We start from the raw sequence: 19,198 nt of genomic DNA on the forward strand, positions 1-19,198 counted from the left end.
ACCACGAAGCCCGTGCCCGTACCGTCCGTCCGGTGGGAGAGGAAGATCACGCCGGACGGACGCGGTCTTGGCCATGCCCGCGCCACGCGGTACGGTCTGTCCGATATCGACGACGGCGAGACGGAAGCCGGTGGGAATCCGGCACGGTCGCGCCACTGTATGCGGGACCCCCTTCGGGGCGTCGCGTGAGTCAGACCCGTGGCCGTCGTCCTGTGCACCACCGAGATGGGACGCGAACTCCCAGAGGAGGTTCTGCCATGGCGCAGACCGTCGCCCAGCCGACAGCCACCACTCCCGCCGTTCCCGCCACGCTGCCGCTGAAGGCGATAGCGCCCTGGGCGGTCTTCTTCGGCGTCCTGATGCTGGTCCTGCTCTACTTCGTCGGCGCCGAGCAGGGCGCCACCTCCGTGTTCAACGGCACCGACGTCCACGAGTGGGTGCACGACGCCCGCCACCTGCTCGGCTTCCCCTGCCACTGACACGAGGGACGCCGCACACCCATGAACTCCGCAACGGTAAGAAACCTCCTCGTGCGGGGCATGCTCGCCGGCCTTGTCGCCGGTGTGCTCGCCCTGGTTGTCGCCTATCTCCTCGGTGAGCCGAGCGTCGACAAGGCGATCGCCTTCGAGGACGCCCACTCCCACGAGCACGAGATGGAAGTCGTCTCCCGCTCCCTGCAGTCCACCGCCGGCCTCGCCACGGGCGTCCTCGTCTACGGGGTCGCCTTCGGCGGCATCGCTGCGCTCGCGTACTGCTTCGCCCTGGGCCGCGTGGGCCGCTTCAGCCCGCGGGCGACCGCGCTGCTGCTGTCCGGCTGCGCACTGCTCGCCGTCTACGTCGTGCCCTTCCTCAAGTACCCGGCGAACCCGCCGTCGGTCGGCGACCCCGACACCATCAGCAAGCGGACCACGCTGTACTTCCTGATGATGCTGCTCAGCGTTCTTCTCGCGGTCGCCGCCACCATCCTGGGCAAGCGCCTGGCGCCCAGCCTGGGCACCTGGTGGGCGACAGTCGTCGCGGTGGCCGCCTTCGCCGTCGTCATCGGTCTGGCCTACGAGTTCCTGCCCGTCATCAACGAGGTGCCGCAGGACTTCCCGGCCGCCCTGCTGTGGCGGTTCCGGCTGTCCGCACTGGCCATCCAGTCCGCCCTGTGGGCCGGCTTCGGCCTGCTCTTCGGTGAACTGGCGGAACGCCTGCTGAACCCCAAGCCGGCGACGGCCACGAGCGGCCGCGCGGTTCCGGCCGCGCACTGATTCCTTCCGGACAACAGAGGGCCCTTCGGAACCATCCGGGGGCCCTCTGGCGTTCTCCGGACACCGAGTCCGACGGAAGAGCGACTACGACTCGATGTTCAGCCCGACCCGACGCGGACCACCCGGCCGATGAGCGGAGGAACCGAGTGGCCAAAACCCCCCAGCCGCGCCACATTACCCTCGGCGGCCGTGACGCGGTCGCCCTCACCCGGGAGGAATTCGACCAACTGATCGCCAGCCGACGGCAGATCGGCGGCCAGAGCGCCCGGGTACGAGTCCTCGCCCAGCAGGCCAAACGCACCGAACGGCTGCTCCACGACCTGGAAGCACTGATCGCCTCACAGGGGGAGGACTGCAGCGGGCAGGTCCACACATCGTCGACGCCCTGTGCCGAAAGTCCGTCCGCCCAGACGAGCGCCGCTGGTTCCTGCCTGCGCTGCGAGCTGGCGGCGTTGCTACGCCGTCACCGGGATCCGGCGTCCTGAACACTGGTGACCGAGTCCTAGTTGACGTCCGGCTCGCCCAAGGGACGCCCGAGCCGCAGATTCCAGCGCCCGGCCCGGCCGCTGAGCTCGGTCACCGTAAGGGGTGGCACATCGAGGCGCCAGAAGACAGCGGCGGGTACGTCCAACGCTTGGGTGATCGCCGCCCGCACCACCTCCGGCTCGACCACAGCGAGCACACGACCCTCGACAGCCGCCGCTTCCTCCAGCCACCGCCCGACTTTCCCGCACAGGACTCGTACGGACTCACCCCCGTGCGGTGCGCTCCCCGGGTCGGTGAGCCAGAGGGCCACGGCTTCCGGCTCGGCAGCCGCCACCGCCTCCAGTGTGCGGCCTCGCCAGCGGCCCACATCCAGTCCGTCCAGCTCCGGCGTCTCCACGCCGTCGAGGCCGAGCGCAGTCGCCGTCTCCCGACAGCGCACACTCGGGGACACCACCACACGCGCCGCCACGGGCAGTGACCCGGCGGCCTCACGGGCGCGGGCCGCGCCGCTGTCGTCGATCGAGTCCCCGTCGTAGAACCGCGCCCTCCGCAGTGATGGGCTCGTGGCGGGTGAGACGAAGGTGACGCGGCTGGTCACGCGGCTGCTCCTGCTCTCGATGTCATGGGTCGTGGGTGTCCACCACGCGGGACCGGAGCAGTGGGCGGTGCCCACGGCCGAGTAGGGATACGCGGCTGCCGGCGTCCCTGCGTGGCGGAGCCATCAGGGCCGGGGCGCACATGGCACCCCGGCCCAGTGAAGTGTCCGGTCAGGTCACGCGTCCGGCAACTCCCCGCGGACGGTGCGGGCGGCGGCGACCAGGTTCTCCAGGGAGGCGCGGGTCTCGGGCCAGCCTCGGGTCTTCAGACCGCAGTCCGGGTTGACCCAGAGCCGTTCGGCGGGAATGGCCTTCAGCCCCGTGCGCAGCAGGTCGGCGGCCTCCTCGGCGCTCGGGACGCGGGGGGAGTGGATGTCGTAGACACCGGGCCCGGCCTCGCGCGGGTAGCCGTGCGCGGCGAGCTCGCGGGCGACCTGCATGTGGGAGCGGGCGGCCTCCAGACTGATGACGTCGGCGTCGAGGTCGTCGATGGCCCGGACGATGTCACCGAACTCGGCGTAGCACATGTGGGTGTGGATCTGCGTGTCCGGGCGCACCCCGCCGGTCGTCAGCCGGAAGGCTTCCGTCGCCCACTCCAGGTAGGCCGGACGGCCGGCGGCGCGCAGCGGCAGGGTCTCGCGCAGTGCCGGCTCGTCCACCTGGATCACCGAGGTGCCCGCCGCCTCCAGATCATTGACCTCGTCGCGCAGGGCGAGGGCGACCTGGCGGGCGGTGTCGGCGAGGGGCTGGTCGTCGCGGACGAAGGACCAGGCGAGCATGGTGACCGGGCCGGTGAGCATGCCCTTGACCGGCCGGTCGGTGAGGGACTGGGCGTACGTCGTCCAGCGCACGGTCATCGGCTCGGGGCGGAAGATGTCGCCGGCGAGGATCGGCGGGCGGACGTAGCGGGTGCCGTAGGACTGGACCCAGCCGTGCTGCGTGGCGAGGTAGCCGGTGAGCTGCTCGGCGAAGTACTGGACCATGTCGTTGCGTTCGGCCTCGCCATGTACGAGGACGTCCAGGCCGGTCTTCTCCTGGAAGGAGATCACCTCATGGATCTCGGCCTTGATCCGTTCCTCGTAACCGGCCGTGTTCAGGCGGCCGGCACGCAGGTCGGCCCTCGCCATGCGCAGTTCGTCCGTCTGCGGGAAGGACCCGATGGTCGTGGTCGGGAGGAGGGGCAGGCGGAGGTGGGCGCGCTGGGCCGCGGCGCGTTCGGCGTAGGGCTGGGCGCGGCGGACGTCGGCCTCGGTGACCGCGGCGGCACGGGAGCGCACGGCCGGGTCGTGGGTGATGGGCGAGCCTGCCCGGGAGGCCAGGTCGGCGCGGTTGGCGGCCAGTTCGGCGGTGATCGTGCCGGTGCCCTGGGCGAGGCCCCTGGCGAGGGTGACGACCTCGCGCGTCTTCTGCCGGGCGAAGGCGAGCCAGCGCAGGATCTGCGGCTCGATGTCCCGTTCCGCGGTGGCGTCGAGGGGGACGTGCAGCAGGGAGCAGGATGCGGAGACGTCGACGTGTTCGGCCAGCCCCAGCAGGGTGCCCAGGGTGGACAGGGACTTGGACAGGTCGTTGACCCAGATGTTGCGGCCGTTGACGACGCCGGCGACCAGCCGTTTGCCTGGCAGGCCGCCGACGGCGGCGAGGTCGTCCAGGTTGGCGGCGGCGGCCTCGGTGAAGTCCAGCGCCAGGCCCTCGACCGGGGCTTTGGCGAGTACCGGCAGAGCCTCGCCGAGCCGGTCGAAGTAGGAGGCGACCAGCAGCTTGGGCCGGTCGGTGAGGAGGCCGAGGTCGCGGTAGGCGCGGCCGGCCGCGTTGAGTTCGGCCGGGGTGCGGTCCTGGACGAGGGCTGGCTCGTCCAGCTGGACCCACTCCGCGCCCTCGGCCCGCAGGTCGGCGAGGATCTCGGCGTACACCGGCAGCAGGCGGTCCAGCAGGGTGAGCGGCTGGAAGTCGGCTGGTACGCCGGGTGCGGGCTTGGCCAGCAGGAGATAGGTGACCGGACCGACCAGCACGGGGCGGGCGGTGAGGCCCAGGGCCAGGGCCTCCTTCAGCTCGGCGACCTGCTTGGTCGCATCGGCGGCGAACACGGTGTCGGGGCCGAGTTCGGGGACCAGGTAGTGGTAGTTGGTGTCGAACCACTTGGTCATCTCCAGTGGCGCGACGTTCTGGGAGCCGCGGGCCATGGCGAAGTAGCCGTCGAGCGGGTCGGCGGCGACCGCGTCCCGGTGGCGGGCGGGGATGGCGCCGACCATGACGGTGGTGTCCAGGACGTGGTCGTAGTACGAGAAGTCGCCGGTGGGCACTTCGTCGATGCCGGCTTCGGCGAGCTGCCGCCAGTTCGCGCGGCGCAGATCGGCGGCGGTGGCGTGGAGGGCGCCGACGTTGACGCGGCCGTTCCAGTAGCCCTCGATCGCCTTCTTCAGTTCCCGGTGCTGTCCCTGGCGGGGGTAGCCGTACACGGTGGCCCGTGCTGCCGCGGCTGCGGGCTTGGTGGTCACGGAGATCTCCTTCGCGAGATGAATCCCTGAGATCCCGGGGACGGGACGAGAGCGCGAAGGGGTGACGGAACCGGACGGGTACGACGCGCGCGGCGCGGCGCGGTCCTCCGCCTGGTATGTCGCCGACCCGCCCTCGAGGTCACCGGGATATCCGCGCACGAGTGGTTCGGGCGCGGGCAGGTGGCAGGTCTTCGGACTCGCGGGCACGTCTGGTCGTACGAAGTCGTACGAGACACCTACTGGCCGTCGCTTCCCAGGCCCTCCTCGGACCCAGTGCGTATGACGGCGGTCGTTCCCGCTCACCGCTGCGGGGCAGTCCCGGATTCCCACCGGGTTCCCTCTTACGACGCATCCCGCCTGGCGGACGGGGCGAACCAGCTGCATCGGCCAGCTTACGGGGTCGCCGCGGGGGAAAAGAGCGGAACGTCCATCATTCGGACGGTGCGGCGGACGACGTTGCGTAGGCGGGACCACAGGGCGGGAAGCCCGCCCGCACGCGCGCTTCCCGCCCTTCCCCGCTCACGCCGTCCGGGGACCCTCACCCCTGCGGCGGCGCGGGCCCCTCGGCCCGTGTCGTACCGGGCCCTCAGACCCGGTCGTAGGTGTGGAAGCCGCGGCCGGTCTTCCTGCCGAGCAGTCCCGCCTCCACCATCCGCTGGAGCAGCGGCGGCGGCGCGTAGAGGGGCTCCCGGAACTCGTCGTAGAGCGACTCGGCGATCGAGGCGACGGTGTCCAGTCCGATCAGGTCCGCGAGCCTCAGTGGGCCCATGGGGTGGGCGCAGCCCAGCTCCATGCCGGTGTCGATACCGGCGGCCGTGGCGAAGCCTGACTCTGCCATGCGGATCGCGGACAGCAGGTAGGGGATGAGCAGTGCGTTGACGACGAAGCCGGCCCGGTCCTGGGACCGGATGACGGTCTTGCCGAGCGCGCGGGCCGCGAAGTGCTCGACCGTGGCGGTCGTGTCGGCCGATGTGTGCAGCGAGGTCACGACCTCCACCAGCGGCAGCACGGGGACAGGGTTGAAGAAGTGCAGTCCCACGACCCGGTCCGCACGGCTCGTGGCCATGCCGAGCCGCATGATCGGCAGGGAGGAGGTGTTGGTGGCGAGGACGGCGGCAGGGTCCTCGATGATCTTGTCGAGAGCGGCGAACACCTCAGTCTTGGCGTCCGGGTTCTCCACCACGGCTTCCACGACGAGCTGCCGATCGGCCAGGTCTTCGAGATCACCGGTGAAGACGAGCCGGGTGAAGGCGTCCTGTGCAGCGGACTCCTCCAGCTTGCCGCGCCGTAGGGCGCGGTCCAGCGAGGCCGCCACCCGGTCCCGCGCGGCACGGGCCGCGACGGCGTCGACCTCGCACACCACCGTGTCGAGCCCGGCCCGTGCGCAGACCTCGGCGATGCCGGCGCCCATCTGACCGCCGCCCACAATGCCGACGCGCCGGATCTCCCCGCTCATGCCCCGGCCTCCGTCCGGCGCACGATGTGCCGCGTGTAGGCGTCAGGGGTGAAGAAGAGCGGCAACTCACCGGACAGCGCGGTACGTTCGAAGAGCGCGCGCGCCTCCTGGACGGGCGCCCAGGGATACGCGGCGCCGAGCGCGACGGCCTCGTCGTCGAGCAGCCCGAGGACCGTCTCCCGGTCGATCACCCGGTGCCGTAGCCACTGCCAGATCTGCACGCGGGCGATCTCGGCGGTGGCCGCGTCCTCCATGAGCCCGTCCAGGGCGACGGCACCCTGGCCGCGCAGCCAGGCGGCGAAGTAGCGCAGGGCGACGGCGATGTTGGTGCGGACGCCCTCGGCGGTCGGCGGACTGCTGATGCGCCGCACGGACAGCAGGTCGGCCGCCGTCACCTCCACGTCGTCGCGCGTCCGGTCGATCTGATGGGGGCGTGCGCCGAGCACGTCGTCGAAGACCGCACGGCAGACGGGGACCAGGCCGGGGTGGGCGACCCAGGAGCCGTCGAAGCCGTCCTCCGCCTCGCGCTCCTTGTCCAGCCGGACCTTGGCCAGTGCGGCCTCGTGGGCGGCCGGGTCCTTGTCCGGTACCTGTGCCGCCATGCCGCCGATGGCGTGTGCGCCGCGCTTGTGGCAGGTGCGGACGAGGAGTTCGGTGTAGGCGCGCATGAACGGCGCGGTCATCGTGACCTTGGCGCGGTCGGGCAGCAGGAAGTCGGTACGGTGCCCGAAGGTCTTGATCACGCTGAACAGGTAGTCCCAACGCCCCGCGTTCAGGCCGGCGCTGTGCTCACGCAGCTCGTAGAGGATCTCCTCCATCTCGAACGCAGCGGTGATCGTCTCGATGAGAACGGTGGCGCGGACGGTTCCACGGGGGATGCCGAGCAGTTCCTGTGCGGTGACGAAGATGTCGTTCCAGAGCCTGGCCTCGTAGCGGTTCTCCAGCTTGGGCAGGTAGAAGTACGGGCCGTGGCCTGCATCGATCTGCCGCTGGGCGCAGTGGAAGAAGTACAGGCCGAAGTCGACCAGCGCGGCGGGCACGGGGCGGCCGTCGTACTCCAGGTGCTCCTCGTCGAGGTGCCAACCGCGCGGCCGTACGACGATGGTGGCGAGCTGTTCGCCGAGCCGGTACTCCTTGCCCCCGGGTGTGGTGAAGTCGATGCGGCGCTCTATGGCGTCGAGCAGGTTCAGCTGGCCGCCGATGACGTTGTTCCAGGTGGGTGCGGTGGCGTCCTCGAAGTCGGCCATCCAGACTTTGGCCCCGGAGTTGAGGGCGTTGACCGTCATCCGGCGGTCCGGCGGGCCGGTGATCTCGACGCGGCGGTCGGTCAGCCCGGGGGCGGCTGGTGCGACCCGCCAGGACGGGTCGGCACGGATGGCGGAGGTGACCATCGGGAAGTCGAGCGGGGAGCCCGAGGCCAGGCGCAGGACCTGCCGGCGGCGTTCCCTCATCAGGTCCGTCCGGCGTGTACCGACGGCCGCGGCCAGGCGACCCAGGAAGTCCAGGGCGGCGGGCGTGAGGATCTCGTCGTGGCGGTCACCCGCGGGTGCGAGGACGCGGACGTGGTGGGTCAGGGCACTGGTGGACATCGCTTCTCCTGCGAGCAGGGCGGAGTGGGAGGGAGGGTACGGGGAGCGGGGGCCGGACGGGGACGGTCGTACGTCCCCCGCTCATCAGGGCAGACCAGGCAGATCCCGAGGGCCGGCCTAGTGGAACTGCTCCTCCTCCGTGGAACCGGCCAGCGCGGTCGTCGAGGAGGCGGGGTTGACGGCCGTGGACACCAGGTCGAAGTAGCCGGTGCCGACCTCGCGCTGGTGCTTGACGGCGGTGAAGCCGTGGGCCTGGGCGGCGAACTCCCGCTCCTGGAGGTCGACATAGGCGGTCATGCCGTGCTCGGCGTAGCCGCGGGCGAGGTCGAACATGCCGTGGTTGAGGGAATGGAAGCCGGCCAGAGTGATGAACTGGAAGCGATAGCCCATCGCACCCAACTCCCTCTGGAACTTCGCGATCTGGTCATCGTCCAGGGCCGCCTTCCAGTTGAAGGAGGGCGAGCAGTTGTACGCCAGCATCTGGTCCGGGTACTGCGCATGGATCGCCTCGGCGAACTCGCGGGCCTGCGCCAGGTCCGGCGTACCCGTCTCGACCCAGATCAGGTCGGCGTACGGGGCGTAGGCCAGGCCGCGGGCGATCACGGGTGCCATGCCGTTGCGGACCCGGTAGAAGCCCTCGGCGGTGCGTTCCCCGGTGACGAACTCGGCGTCGCGCTCGTCGACGTCGGTCGTGAGCAGGTTCGCGGCGAGGGCGTCGGTGCGGGCGATGATGACCGTGGGCACATCGGCGATGTCGGCCGCGAGGCGGGCCGCGTTGAGGGTGCGGATGTGCTGGGAGGTCGGCACCAAAACCTTGCCGCCGAGGTGGCCGCACTTCTTCTCCGAGGCCAGCTGGTCCTCGTAGTGGATGCCGGCCGCACCGGCCGCGATCATCGCCTTCGTCAGCTCGAAGGCGTTCAGCGGACCACCGAAACCGGCCTCGGCGTCGGCGACGATCGGCGCCAGCCAGTCCGTGGTGTCGCCGGTGTTCTCGGCGGTGGCGATCTGGTCGGCGCGCAGGAGTGCGTTGTTGATCCGGCGGACCACCTGGGGAACGGAGTTGGCGGGGTAGAGGCTCTGGTCGGGGTAGGTGTGGCCGGCCTGGTTGGCGTCGGCGGCGACTTGCCAGCCGGACAGGTAGATGGCCTGCAGACCGGCCTTGACCTGCTGGACCGCCTGGCCACCGGTCAGGGCGCCGAGCGCGTGGATGTAGTCCCGCTCGTGCAACTGGCGCCACAGCCGCTCGGCGCCGCGCCGGGCCAGGGTGTGCTCCTCGCGGACGCTGCCGGAGAGCCGGACGACGTCGTCGGCGCTGTAGGTGCGCTCGATGCCCTGCCACCGGGGGTCGGTGTCCCAGCGCCGCGCGAGTTCCTCGGCCGTCTGCGTCGTCGCCTCTGCCATGTCTGTCACGTCTCCTCGATCCAGGGCTGTTGCCAAGTCTGTGCTGCTCGATGTGCAGACGGCACTGTGTGTCGTCGCGCTGAGATGCGGCCCGCCGACTCCGAGAAGAGCGAAAGCGAGCAATGCTGTCGCAGTCCACCGTCCCTACCGGAAACCCAATGTCAGGGCACTGAGTTGAGTTCCGGATCAGGCGGTGCCTGCCGAGGTCCGGCGGGCCGCACTGGAACTCTGTCACTGGCACTCAGTGCCATCAACTATGGATGCCTGCCAACTTCTGCAAATCTTCCCGCCGCTTTTTGCTAACTTTGCGAAGGGGGTCGATGGCGCTGTTTGGCCTACACTCGCGAGGTACCGGACAGGGAGGATCACGGTGGGCAAGACCTACGCGGGAGCGCGCCTGCGGCGGCTGCGCGAAGAGCGCCGCATGAGCCAGGCGGAACTCGCCCGCGTCCTGGGCATCTCCCCGAGCTACCTCAACCAGATGGAGCACGATTCCCGTCCGCTCACCGTGCCTGTTCTGCTGAGGTTGACGGAGACGTTCGGCGTCGACCCGGGCTTCTTCTCGGAACGCGACACGACCCGCCTCGTCGCCGACCTGCGCGAGGCGCTGACGCGCGACATCGTCAACGCCCGCATCTCCTCTTCAGATCTCGCCGAACTGGCTTCGCGGCTGCCTGAGGTCGCGCAGGTCCTCCTCGATCTGGGCCGCCGTAACCAACTGCTGACCGAGCGCCTGACCGGCACAACCGACGGCCGCGACCCCGCTGGGGAGACACCCCGCTCACCCCACGAGGAGATCCGTGACTTCTTCTACCGCCGCCAGAACTACCTCCACGACACCGACCTCGCGGCCGAGCGGTTGGCTGAGGAAGCAGGCATCCGACCCGGCGAGGTCGTACAGGCCCTGACGAACCGCCTTACCAAGAGGCACAGCATCCACCTCTCGGCCGACGCCGGCGACCACCTCCACCGCTACGACGAAGCCACCCGCACACTCCGTATGTCCAATCGCCTGCGCCCCGGTCAGCGAGCCTTCCGGATGGCTACGCAGCTCGCCCTGCTCGAGTACGGCGAGGAACTGGACCGTCAGGCCGCCGAGGACTTCGAGGCCGGCTCACCGGCTCACCGCCTGGCTCGCATCGGCATCGCCAACTACTTCGCGGCGGCCCTCATCCTGCCGTACGGTGCCTTCCACGCGGCCGCGGAGGAGGTGCGTTACGACATCGAGCGCCTCACCGACCGCTACGGCCTGGGCTACGAGACGGTCTGCCACCGCCTGAGCACCCTCCAGCGCCCCCGCCTGCGAGGTGTGCCCTTCTCCTTCGTCCGCGTCGACCGCGCCGGCAATATGTCCAAGCGCCAGTCGGCCACCGGCTTCCACTTCTCCCGCGCCGGCGGCACCTGCCCGCTGTGGAACATCTACGAGGCGTTCGCGGCCCCCGGCCGCATCCACGTCCAGATCGCCGAAATGCCCGACGGCCAGCGCTACCTGTGGACCGCGCGAGCCGTCACCCGGCACCGCGGCGGCTGGGGCGAACCCGGCAAGACCTTCGCCATCGGGCTCGGCTGCGAGATCCGCCACGCCCACCGTCTCGTCTATTCCGACGGCCTCGACCTCACCAGCGCCTCCGCCGCCACACCGATCGGCATGGGCTGCCGCGTCTGCGAGCGCCTCGACTGCCCGCAGCGTGCCGCACCGCCCCTGGGCCACTCACTCCGGATCGACCAGAACGCCAGCACCTTCGTGCCGTACCCCGTGACACAGCACATGAGCTGACCTCGTCGGCTCTCATCTCCTCCTTGGTACTGGTCGCCGACACGGCCCGTCGCCGGCGTGGACCCGCCCGGAGCGGACGGCGTGGTCTCCCGGGACTGGCCGAACAGCTGCGGTCGCCGCTCCTTCAACTGCTCGGGCTTGTTGGATTCGTCGCCTGGGGAGGAGGCGCCGAGAATCCGGTGGATCGGCCGTCCCGGGAAACGAGGGGCGCGTCACGCAAGAACCACCCACGGGTGCGCCCCCGCGCCGATGATCGGTGTAGCGCCCGGCCGGACCTGCCGAATTTCATGAGTCGGGCGCGAAGGGTTGCATGCGTGCGATGAGCACGGCGACATCGTCCGGGTCGGCGGGAAGCCGGAGTTCGTGAAGGAGTCGGTCGCAGGTGTCGTCTAGGGTGGGGTCAGGTGTGTCAAGCAGGCTCAGGAGGGTGTTGAGGCGTTCGTCGATGGGGTGATGACGGACCTCGACGAGGCCGTCGGTGTACAGGACCAGCCGATCACCAGCGCCGACGGGGATGGTCGTGGTCACGAAGGGCACGCCGCCGACCCCGAGCGGGGTGCCGGTCGGAAGGTCGAGCAGTACCGGAAGTTCGCCATTGCGCACCAGGACGGGCGGCAGATGGCCGGCGACGGAGATGTGGCACTCCGCGCGGTGCGGATCGTAGACGGCGTAGACGCAGGTGGCTATGTACTGCTCAAGCCCTGAGGTGATCTTGTCGAGGTGGTGGAGGACCTCGGCGGGGTCCAGGTCGAGGTCGGCGAAGTCGCTGGTGCCGGTGCGCAGGCGGCCCATGGTGACGGCGGCGTCGATACCACTGCCCATGACGTCTCCCACGACCAGCACGGTCTTGTCGCCGTCGAGCGGGAGGACGTCGTACCAGTCGCCACCGACCTCGTAGGCCGCCTGTGCAGGCCGGTACCGGGAGGCGACTTCCAGGCCCGGGAGGTGCGGCGGGGGGTCAGGAAGCAGGCTGCGCTGAAGGGTCTCGGCCGTATTGCGCACCGTCTGATGGGAGCGGGCGTTGTCGATGCACACCGCGGCGCGGGAGGCTAGCTCACCGGCGAGGGCGAGGTCGTCCTCGTCGAAGGGCTGTGGGTTACGGGCGCGGCTCAGCCCCAGTATGCCGAGGATCTGACCGCGGGCGGTGAGCGGGAGCAGCATGTAGGAGTGCACGCCGGCACGGGCCAGCAGCGTGGCGGCGCGGTCGTCGCGGGCGATGCGGGCCATGGCGGTGTCATCCACGTGGGAGATCAGGATCGGCCGGCCGGTGCGTACGCATTCGGTGGGCAGGCGGTCGGCGTCGTAAGCAGCGATCTGCCCGGGCGGGTCGGCGGACCGGACGGCTTCGGTGGCATAGGCGGCCTGCACTGCGAGGGCGCGGAAGAGCGCGGGACCGTCGCTCAAGGGCAGACGGGGCTCGTGGAGGACGGAGTCGAGGACGTCGACCGTGGCCATGTCGGCGAGCTCCGGAACGGTGACGCCGGCCAGCTCCCGGGCGGTCTGTTCCACTTCCAGGGTGGTGCCTATGCGGGCAGAGCCGTCGACGATCAAGGCCAGACGATGGCGGGCCTCGGCAGCCTCCGTGGCTGCCTGGTAACGGTCGGTGACGTCCACCACCAGGTCGGCCACCCCGAGGACCCGCCCCTGGGGGTCGTCCAGCCGGTACAGCGAGATCGACCAGGCGTGCACGTTCGGGTCGGCGGGGGTGTGGCCGACGATGGTGTACTCGTCGACCATGGGGACCCCGGTCTCGAGGACCTGCCACATCCCGGCCTCCGGCCCCTCGAACTTCGCCGAGGTCATGATCTCGCGATAGTGCCGGCCCAGATGGGCTTCCGCGGGAATGCCGTGCATCCGCTCCAGAGCGGGGTTGACGGCGACGTACCGCAATTGGGTATCGAGAATCGCCAGCCCGATGGGCGACTGGGAGATCAGCCGGGTGGACAGGGCGAGGTCCCTCTCGACCTCCCGGAGCTTTGAGCTGTCGGTGGCCAGACCAAGGGCGTAGAAGTCACCGAGGCGGTCCAGCAGCCGCATGTTGCGGAACTCCACCAAGCGAGTGCTGCCGTCCTTGTGCTGGATGGGGAAGGCCCCGGCCCACCTCTCCCCGGTGGCCATGACCTCGGCGAACAGCTTGATCATCTGGTCCCATTGCTGCTCGTGAACGAGCAGCGGCGCTGCGTACTGTCCGAGCGCCTCCTCGGCGGTGTAGCCGAACAGGTCCTCGGCCTCCGGGCTCCACAGATCGATCCGCCCATCGGCGTCCAAGAGCACCGCAGCGACGCCGAGAAGATCCATCAGCCCACTCGGCTGTGACGATCGCCCCTCCGGCTGGCCGGTGCCACCCGGACGCCCATCGGCTGCGCTCACACGGGCACCCCTTCCATGCGCCGGACCACCAGGGCCTCCACTCGCGCCAGCCCGTGGCCCTGCCCCGTACCTACGGAGTGCTTCGGCTTCCATGGTCTCCCTGGAGCGGCCTTCCGCGCACGCATTGGAGCAGGACGGCTCCGCTCTCTTTTCATTCGTCGTGAGCACTGCCTGGAATCAGCGGCGCACCCTGGTAGGTCACGGTCTGGCTTCGGGAGTACCCGAAAGGACTCCGGCGAGGTGTGCGGTCCCCACATCAGCCGACGTGCCAAGCGACTCCCCCGTGCCCTGCCTGCTGGAGTCGCTTGGCACGGCCGATGAGCAGCCTGGCACCGCAAGGCCAATGATCGGAGCCGGTCATCGCCGAAGCACCAGAGCTGTCGGTGTCCGTGGCGGACAGCTCATCGAGCGCCTGAAGGATGGTGGCGATCGTCGGCTTACCTCAGTGCTCATTAACGGCGGGAATGCTGTTGCTGACGTGGAAGAGAGGGATCAAGTCCACCATCAGATCGAGCCGGTCGAGAACTTCACCATCCGACCGGACCCGGGACGTGGCCCTTTGCACGGACAGGTCATAGAAGAAGTCGGCGTACTTGTCGTCCAGCTCCCAGTCGGCGTCGGTGAGGTAGCACGTCCACAGGGCTCGGCCGGTTCGGCGCCCATGGGCAGGTGCGGGTGATCACCCCGGTCTCCTTGTTGAGGGAGCCGCCAGCAGTCAGGGCCGGTTCCCCGTGGTCGGCGTACACGTAGACGCGCACAGCGTTCCCGTTCTTGGCCGTACCGCGTCGGCTGGCCTGGACGATCGGGCCCAGCTCGTAAGTGACTCGGCGCAGCGGGCTTTCAGGCCGCGCTGCTTGTCTTTCGGCAGTTCCCAGGCCAGGTGGACACGCATGGGGAACTCGACGCCATCCTGCTCTCTGTACTCCGGCCACTTCTGGAAATACCCGGTTCCCACGTGCGCAGCAGCACGCGGCCCTTCGCTCCACGGGGCCTGCATACATCGGCGCCGCTGGCTTGCGTACCGCTTCCGACGGGGCTGGGAACGATCGCCCGCGAGTCGAGACGTTGACTACACAGTGTGAGAGCCGCTGGTCGTCCAATATGCCTTCCCTGACGCTGCGTCGAGCCCTCGAATGCTGCCCACTCAGCACCGGTGAGTTCCCGTGCTGGTTGGTTGCAGACTTTCAGGCCGCTGAGGTGGCATATCCGCAGGTCCTAGCCCCGATCGAGGCGAGGTTCGGGATGATTTGGCGGTGCGGTGCTGACTCCCGTGCTGGTTCGGTGCTGACTAAAAGCCCATGTCATCACCTGTCTTCAACCCTCCCGGGCTGACTTGGTGCTGACTACGCTGCGTTGAACCAGGAGCTTTCGGACCGTTGCACCGCCTCCACTGGGCGCGGGAGAGGTCGTGGCTGGCCCTGCGACGGCCGTGCGGGTACTGGCCTGGGCTCCGGCCAGCAGTCCGAGGCCGGGCGCAATGACCACGCCGACGAGCGGCTGGCCGCTGTCCCTCTCGGTCGTGGCCCCACTGACCGCTCAGCCCGGACATCCGTAGAGGCAGTCGGTGGTCCCGTCGATCGGGTCGCTGATCCTTCGCAGCCCGGCCTGTGCTCGGTGTAGTCGCGGCGGCAGGGGCCATGGTCGTGCTGGGAGAGCCGGGCGCTGGTAAGACTTCCGTCCTGAAGCAGCTCACCAATGAGTTGCCCCGTGCTTTCGGCACCTGTAGCGGAGACTCCGATGCATGCCTTTGGGTGACAGGTGGGATCTCACCGAGCACTCCTATCAGGAGGAGCTTGGATGCCATCTTGTCTCCTTGCCTTCGGAAGGAGACGCCGCCGGGGGTGCTGGAGTGCTGACAGTAGCCCTGGACCAGGCCGACGAGAGTCCACTTCTGCCGCGTCTGTCCAGGTGGTTGAGAAAGTCGCTGAACGGCCGGGATACCAGCCGGGTTCGGTTCCTCATGGCCTGCCGGACGGCCGACTATCCGGTGGTGCTGACGTCTGTGCTGGCCGAGGCTTTCGGCGCGTGCCGATGCGTCGCTCCGTTGAGTCGCACGGAGGCTGTGACGTTGGCTGACAGCGCCGGCGTGCCGGGAGAAGAGCTGGTGGAGGCAGCTGAGGCATCTGAGGCAGCTGAGGCGGCGGGCGCCGCCGTGCTGGCCGGCAAGGTAAGCCTCTTCGAAGAGGACTTCGGGCACTCGAACTTCACCAGGCTCCGCAGCTGGCGCCGTGGACTGCGGAGACACACCTGGACTCCGTCCAGGTCATCGCGACCCGGATGCCGCCCGAATAGTGCCGCAGCCGGTAGGCTGCGGAGCGGAAGCGACCCAGTCAGATCGACACCACTTTCAAGATTGCCGCAATGATGCCGCAGCAGGGCGCTGCGGAGAACGCGACCGCCAAGATCGTGTCGAGCCAGTGCTTCTGCCAGCCGTAATGGTGCCGCAGCCGTGGGCTGCGGAGAGGTGCGGTGAACGTCTGACAGACCGCCGTCCCCGTTCTCTAGCCGTAATGGTGCCGCAGCCTCGGGCTACGGACGAAGCTGCGTCTTTCTCACCTCAGTAGGCGATCATGCTGCCACCGCAATGGCGCCGCAGCCGCTGGCTGCGGAGACACGGCAACAGCCAGGGGACGTTCCAGTACCGCATCGTGCCGCAATGGTGCCGCAGCCGAGGACTGCGGAGATACTGGCCATCGCCGAGGAAACTCAGTCCGGCATGTACCAGCCGCAATGGTGCCGCAGCCTTGGGCCGGCAGACGCGAGATGTCGTGGGGATGATGTGCCATTCACTGGTCGCCGCAATGGTGCCGCAGCTGTGGGCTGCGGAGGGGGAAGCGACTCGGCGTCGGCATGATCGGTCCGATCCAGCTGCCGTCATGGTGCCGCAGCAGGGCTGCGGAGACGCGCGTCGCCATCGACGCCTGGTCGTGGCCGAACTAGCCGCAAAGGTGCCGCAGCCGTGGGCTGTGGAAAACGCGGGCCGGCTAGAGCCGATCTGGACGCTCATGACACCACAATGGTGCCGCAGCGGTGAGCTGCGGAGATGCACTGGCCAACACCGGGCAATTAGCTGACGATCCAGTCGGAATGATGCCGCAGCTCCACGCTGCGGATATCCCTGCCCAGCCCTGTTCGAGACCGAGATCGAGAAGGTACCGCAATGGTGCCGCAACCGCAGGCTGCGGAGACACCTCGGTCAGAGCGGGCAGCCCTTCGCGGCCCTCGATACCGCAATGGCGCCGCAGTTGTGAGCCGCGGCGACACATCCAGAACCTCACGGATGGCATGTACCAAGTCGAGCCGCAATAATGCCGCAGCCCAGGCTGCAGAGATGCTCTCATGCCTTGATGAGGTTCGGAGCACCGTTGGCCGTGCCGCAATGGTGCCGCAGCTTTGCGCTGCGGACACATCCACGGTTGGCAGGACGATCCGGTCCGCGTTTGGACGCCGCAATGATGCCGCAGCCAGGGGCTGCGGAGACGCTCGACCTTGCATGGCCTGCCGGTCACCGATCAGGTAGCCGCAATGGGTCTGCAGCCCCTGGGCGGCTGCAGAGATCTCTATCACCTCAAGGCCACTGACACCGTCCGAGTCATGCCATGGTGGTGCCACAGCCGGCGGGCGCGGAGGCGCTCCTCGCCGATGACAAACATGATGCTGAACGGCGTGTTGCCCCGGTGGTGCCGCAGCTGTGGACTGCGGAGACGGTGTATGGGCCACAGGAGACAACCGAGACTAAAAGGGGCAGCGATGGTCCTGCAGTCAAGAGCTGCGGGACACACGTCGAAATCGACGCGACCGACGGTCTTCGTGTCGTCGCAATGGTGCCGCAGTTCCAGGCTGCGGAGACGCAACCGCTGCTGTTTCCTGTAGAGGGGCGTGACGGGCCACAATGATGCCGCAGCCGAGGACTGCGGAGATACGTCCAAGGCGTTATTGCAGCGCGGGAAATCGACGTACCCGTAATGGTGCCGCAACCGTGGGCTGTGGAGACGTTGGTTTCCCCGTGCTCTACTCCCTCGACGTCGAAGAGTCACAATGGTGCCGCAGCCGCCGACTGCGGAGACACTTCCTTGGCCTACTGGTCTGGCTCTGGGCCGTGGTGCCGCGGCCCAGAGCTGCGGAGCACCGGTCGCTGAGGTTGCGCACATCCTCGATGGCCACAAGCCATAATGATGCCGCAGCCGTGATGCGGAAACACCTCCGCGGCCTTGTCGCAGTGCGGGAACTCGACGTAGCCACGCTGGTGCCGCAGCTAGGGGCTGTGGAGAGGTAGCGACTCGGTGTCGGCATTGTCGGTCCGATCCAGCTGCCGCAATAGTGCCGCAGTTCCAGGCTGCGGAGACGCCCGATACGTGCGTGTGATCGCCGTCGACAAGACCGGGCCGTAATGGTGCCGCAGCGGGGGCTACGGAGAAACTCGGAACCAGGCTGCTCGACCTCGAAGGCATCAAGTCGCGTTGGCGCCACAGCCGTCAGCCTCGGAAAACTAGTCAACGACATTGGCTGCGTGGGTCTGGGGCAGATACCGCAATGGTGCCGCAGAAAATGCGGAGATGTTGCATCAAGGTGACGTGACCGTCGTGAACTTCGGCGCGCCGTAATGGTGCCGCAGCTTGAGAGTGCGGAGGTGCCGCTGGCGTTGATCACATTCGATGCGCCATTGGCCGTTCCGCAATGGTGCCGCAGCCTGGGGCTGCGGGGACACTGCTCAGCTGCGCGCTTCAGGTTCACGCGATCTTCGCCGCAATGGGGCCGCAGTCATGAACTGCGGAGGGGACTGGCGGTATGGCTCGGACGATCGGAAACGGCACGAAGCCGCAATGGGGCCGCAGCCCGGAGACTGCGGAGACGCAGTGTGCCCTGCACCTGCCTGCGTGATACCGATCATGCCGCCATGGTGCCGCAGCGGCGGGCTGCGGGGACACGCCGACGGCCAGGCACTGGGGGCGAGGTCAGAGCGTCGCATTGGTGCCGCAGCCTCGGGCTGCGGAGACGCGAAACTGTCTACAACAGAGGCATCGTCGAGGTCTGGCCGCAATGATGCCGCAGCCTTGGAACTGCGGAGACGCCGCTGCCACTTGGTGTGGGTGCTTTGGCCCTCCTGGCCATAATGGTGCCGAAGCTTCGATGGCTGCGGAGACACTCCTGGACACCGTCGAGGTCATCGCGGCTCGGAGGCCGTCAAATGGTGCCGCAGCTGGCGGCTGCGGAGACCTACGTTCTCGTGATCATAGAGCTGGGCGCCCAGGCCACCGCAATGGTGCCGCAGCCTTGGGCCGCGGGGACACTCGGGGACGTAGAGCGGGGGAGCCTCGGTGGTGTAGTCGCCGGCATGGTGCCGCAGCCCGTGGACTGCGGAGACACCTCGAAGTCGACGTACAGCATCGAGCCGTCCTGCTGGCCGCAATGGTCCCGTAGCTTCGCGCTACGGCGTCCCTGCCCGAACCTGTTTGAGATCGAGATCGACAAAGTTCCGCAATGGCGCCGCAGCTTTGGAACTGCGGAGACACAGGAGTTGTCACCGGTGCGAGCCGGCACCCTGCGGGTGCCGTAACTGTGCCGCAGCCATGGGCTGCGGAGGCGCTTCGAGTAAGGGATCGTCGCACGGCAGAACGGGTCGCAATGGTGCCGCAGTCTGGGGCTGCGGAAAGATTTGCGGACATGGAGAACGCCCGCAAGGAAGAGAAGGAGCCGCAACGGGGCCGCAGTAGCTGGGCTGCGGAGACATCTGGAGGTGACCCCGGAGGCCAAGCGGCTGGACGTGTCGCAATT

10 protein-coding genes and 2 riboswitches are annotated in these 19,198 nt (G+C 68.7%); of the genes, 4 read left to right on the top strand and 6 right to left on the bottom strand.

All coding sequences use genetic code 11. The annotated features are described in order from the left end of the window. Positions 1-76 precede the first annotated feature (76 nt). A riboswitch (cobalamin riboswitch) is annotated at positions 77-221 on the top strand. Between the two features lie 36 nt (positions 222-257). The 3 genes from ACIOC0_RS03355 to ACIOC0_RS03365 all read left to right on the top strand — a co-directional run bounded on the left by ACIOC0_RS03355 (position 258) and on the right by ACIOC0_RS03365 (position 1,738). Next, positions 258-479 carry a CbtB-domain containing protein gene (locus ACIOC0_RS03355; protein WP_073891245.1) on the top strand — a complete coding sequence of 74 codons (222 nt, stop codon included), beginning with the start codon at positions 258-260 and terminating at the stop codon, positions 477-479. Between the two features lie 21 nt (positions 480-500). Beyond that, the gene (locus tag ACIOC0_RS03360) at positions 501-1,253 is read left to right on the top strand and encodes a CbtA family protein (protein ID WP_402151783.1); all 753 of its coding nucleotides are present in this window, start codon (positions 501-503) and stop codon (positions 1,251-1,253) included. Positions 1,254-1,399: 146 nt separating this feature from the next. Continuing rightward, positions 1,400-1,738 carry a hypothetical protein gene (locus ACIOC0_RS03365; RefSeq protein WP_402151785.1) on the top strand — a complete coding sequence of 113 codons (339 nt, stop codon included), beginning with the start codon at positions 1,400-1,402 and terminating at the stop codon, positions 1,736-1,738. A gap of 17 nt (positions 1,739-1,755) precedes the next feature. Here the strand turns inward: ACIOC0_RS03365 and ACIOC0_RS03370 are convergent, their stop codons facing one another. The 5 genes from ACIOC0_RS03370 to aceA all read right to left on the bottom strand — a co-directional run bounded on the left by ACIOC0_RS03370 (position 1,756) and on the right by aceA (position 9,276). After that, positions 1,756-2,337, bottom strand: a complete 582-nt coding sequence (locus ACIOC0_RS03370) for a histidine phosphatase family protein (protein WP_402151787.1) — start codon at positions 2,335-2,337, stop codon at positions 1,756-1,758. A gap of 174 nt (positions 2,338-2,511) precedes the next feature. After that, positions 2,512-4,830, bottom strand: a complete 2,319-nt coding sequence (gene metE, locus ACIOC0_RS03375) for a 5-methyltetrahydropteroyltriglutamate--homocysteine S-methyltransferase (protein WP_402151790.1) — start codon at positions 4,828-4,830, stop codon at positions 2,512-2,514. A 164-nt stretch (positions 4,831-4,994) separates the two neighbouring features. Continuing rightward, positions 4,995-5,224: riboswitch (cobalamin riboswitch) on the bottom strand. A 192-nt stretch (positions 5,225-5,416) separates the two neighbouring features. Next, positions 5,417-6,286, bottom strand: a complete 870-nt coding sequence (locus ACIOC0_RS03380; RefSeq protein ID WP_402151793.1) for a 3-hydroxybutyryl-CoA dehydrogenase — start codon at positions 6,284-6,286, stop codon at positions 5,417-5,419. Beyond that, positions 6,283-7,875 (bottom strand): malate synthase A, encoded by a 1,593-nt coding sequence (aceB, locus tag ACIOC0_RS03385; protein WP_402151795.1) that lies wholly within the window; start codon positions 7,873-7,875, stop codon positions 6,283-6,285. Before aceB ends, ACIOC0_RS03380 begins: the two co-directional genes overlap by 4 nt. 117 nt (positions 7,876-7,992) lie before the next feature. Beyond that, a complete protein-coding gene (aceA, locus tag ACIOC0_RS03390; protein ID WP_402151798.1) occupies positions 7,993-9,276 on the bottom strand; it encodes an isocitrate lyase in 1,284 nt (427 codons plus the stop codon). A 370-nt stretch (positions 9,277-9,646) separates the two neighbouring features. Here aceA and ACIOC0_RS03395 point away from each other — a divergent pair, with 370 nt between their 5' ends. After that, positions 9,647-11,053: a short-chain fatty acyl-CoA regulator family protein gene (locus tag ACIOC0_RS03395; protein WP_402151801.1), complete on the top strand. Its 1,407-nt coding sequence runs from the start codon at positions 9,647-9,649 to the stop codon at positions 11,051-11,053. A 285-nt stretch (positions 11,054-11,338) separates the two neighbouring features. Here the strand turns inward: ACIOC0_RS03395 and ACIOC0_RS03400 are convergent, their stop codons facing one another. Beyond that, entirely contained in the window at positions 11,339-13,423 is a 2,085-nt protein-coding gene (locus ACIOC0_RS03400) for a SpoIIE family protein phosphatase (RefSeq protein ID WP_402151804.1), read from the bottom strand. Positions 13,424-19,198 lie beyond the last annotated feature (5,775 nt).

Origin of the sequence: Streptomyces sp. NPDC088254 (assembly GCF_044740925.1) — a bacterium.
Classification (GTDB): Bacteria; Actinomycetota; Actinomycetes; order Streptomycetales; family Streptomycetaceae; genus Streptomyces.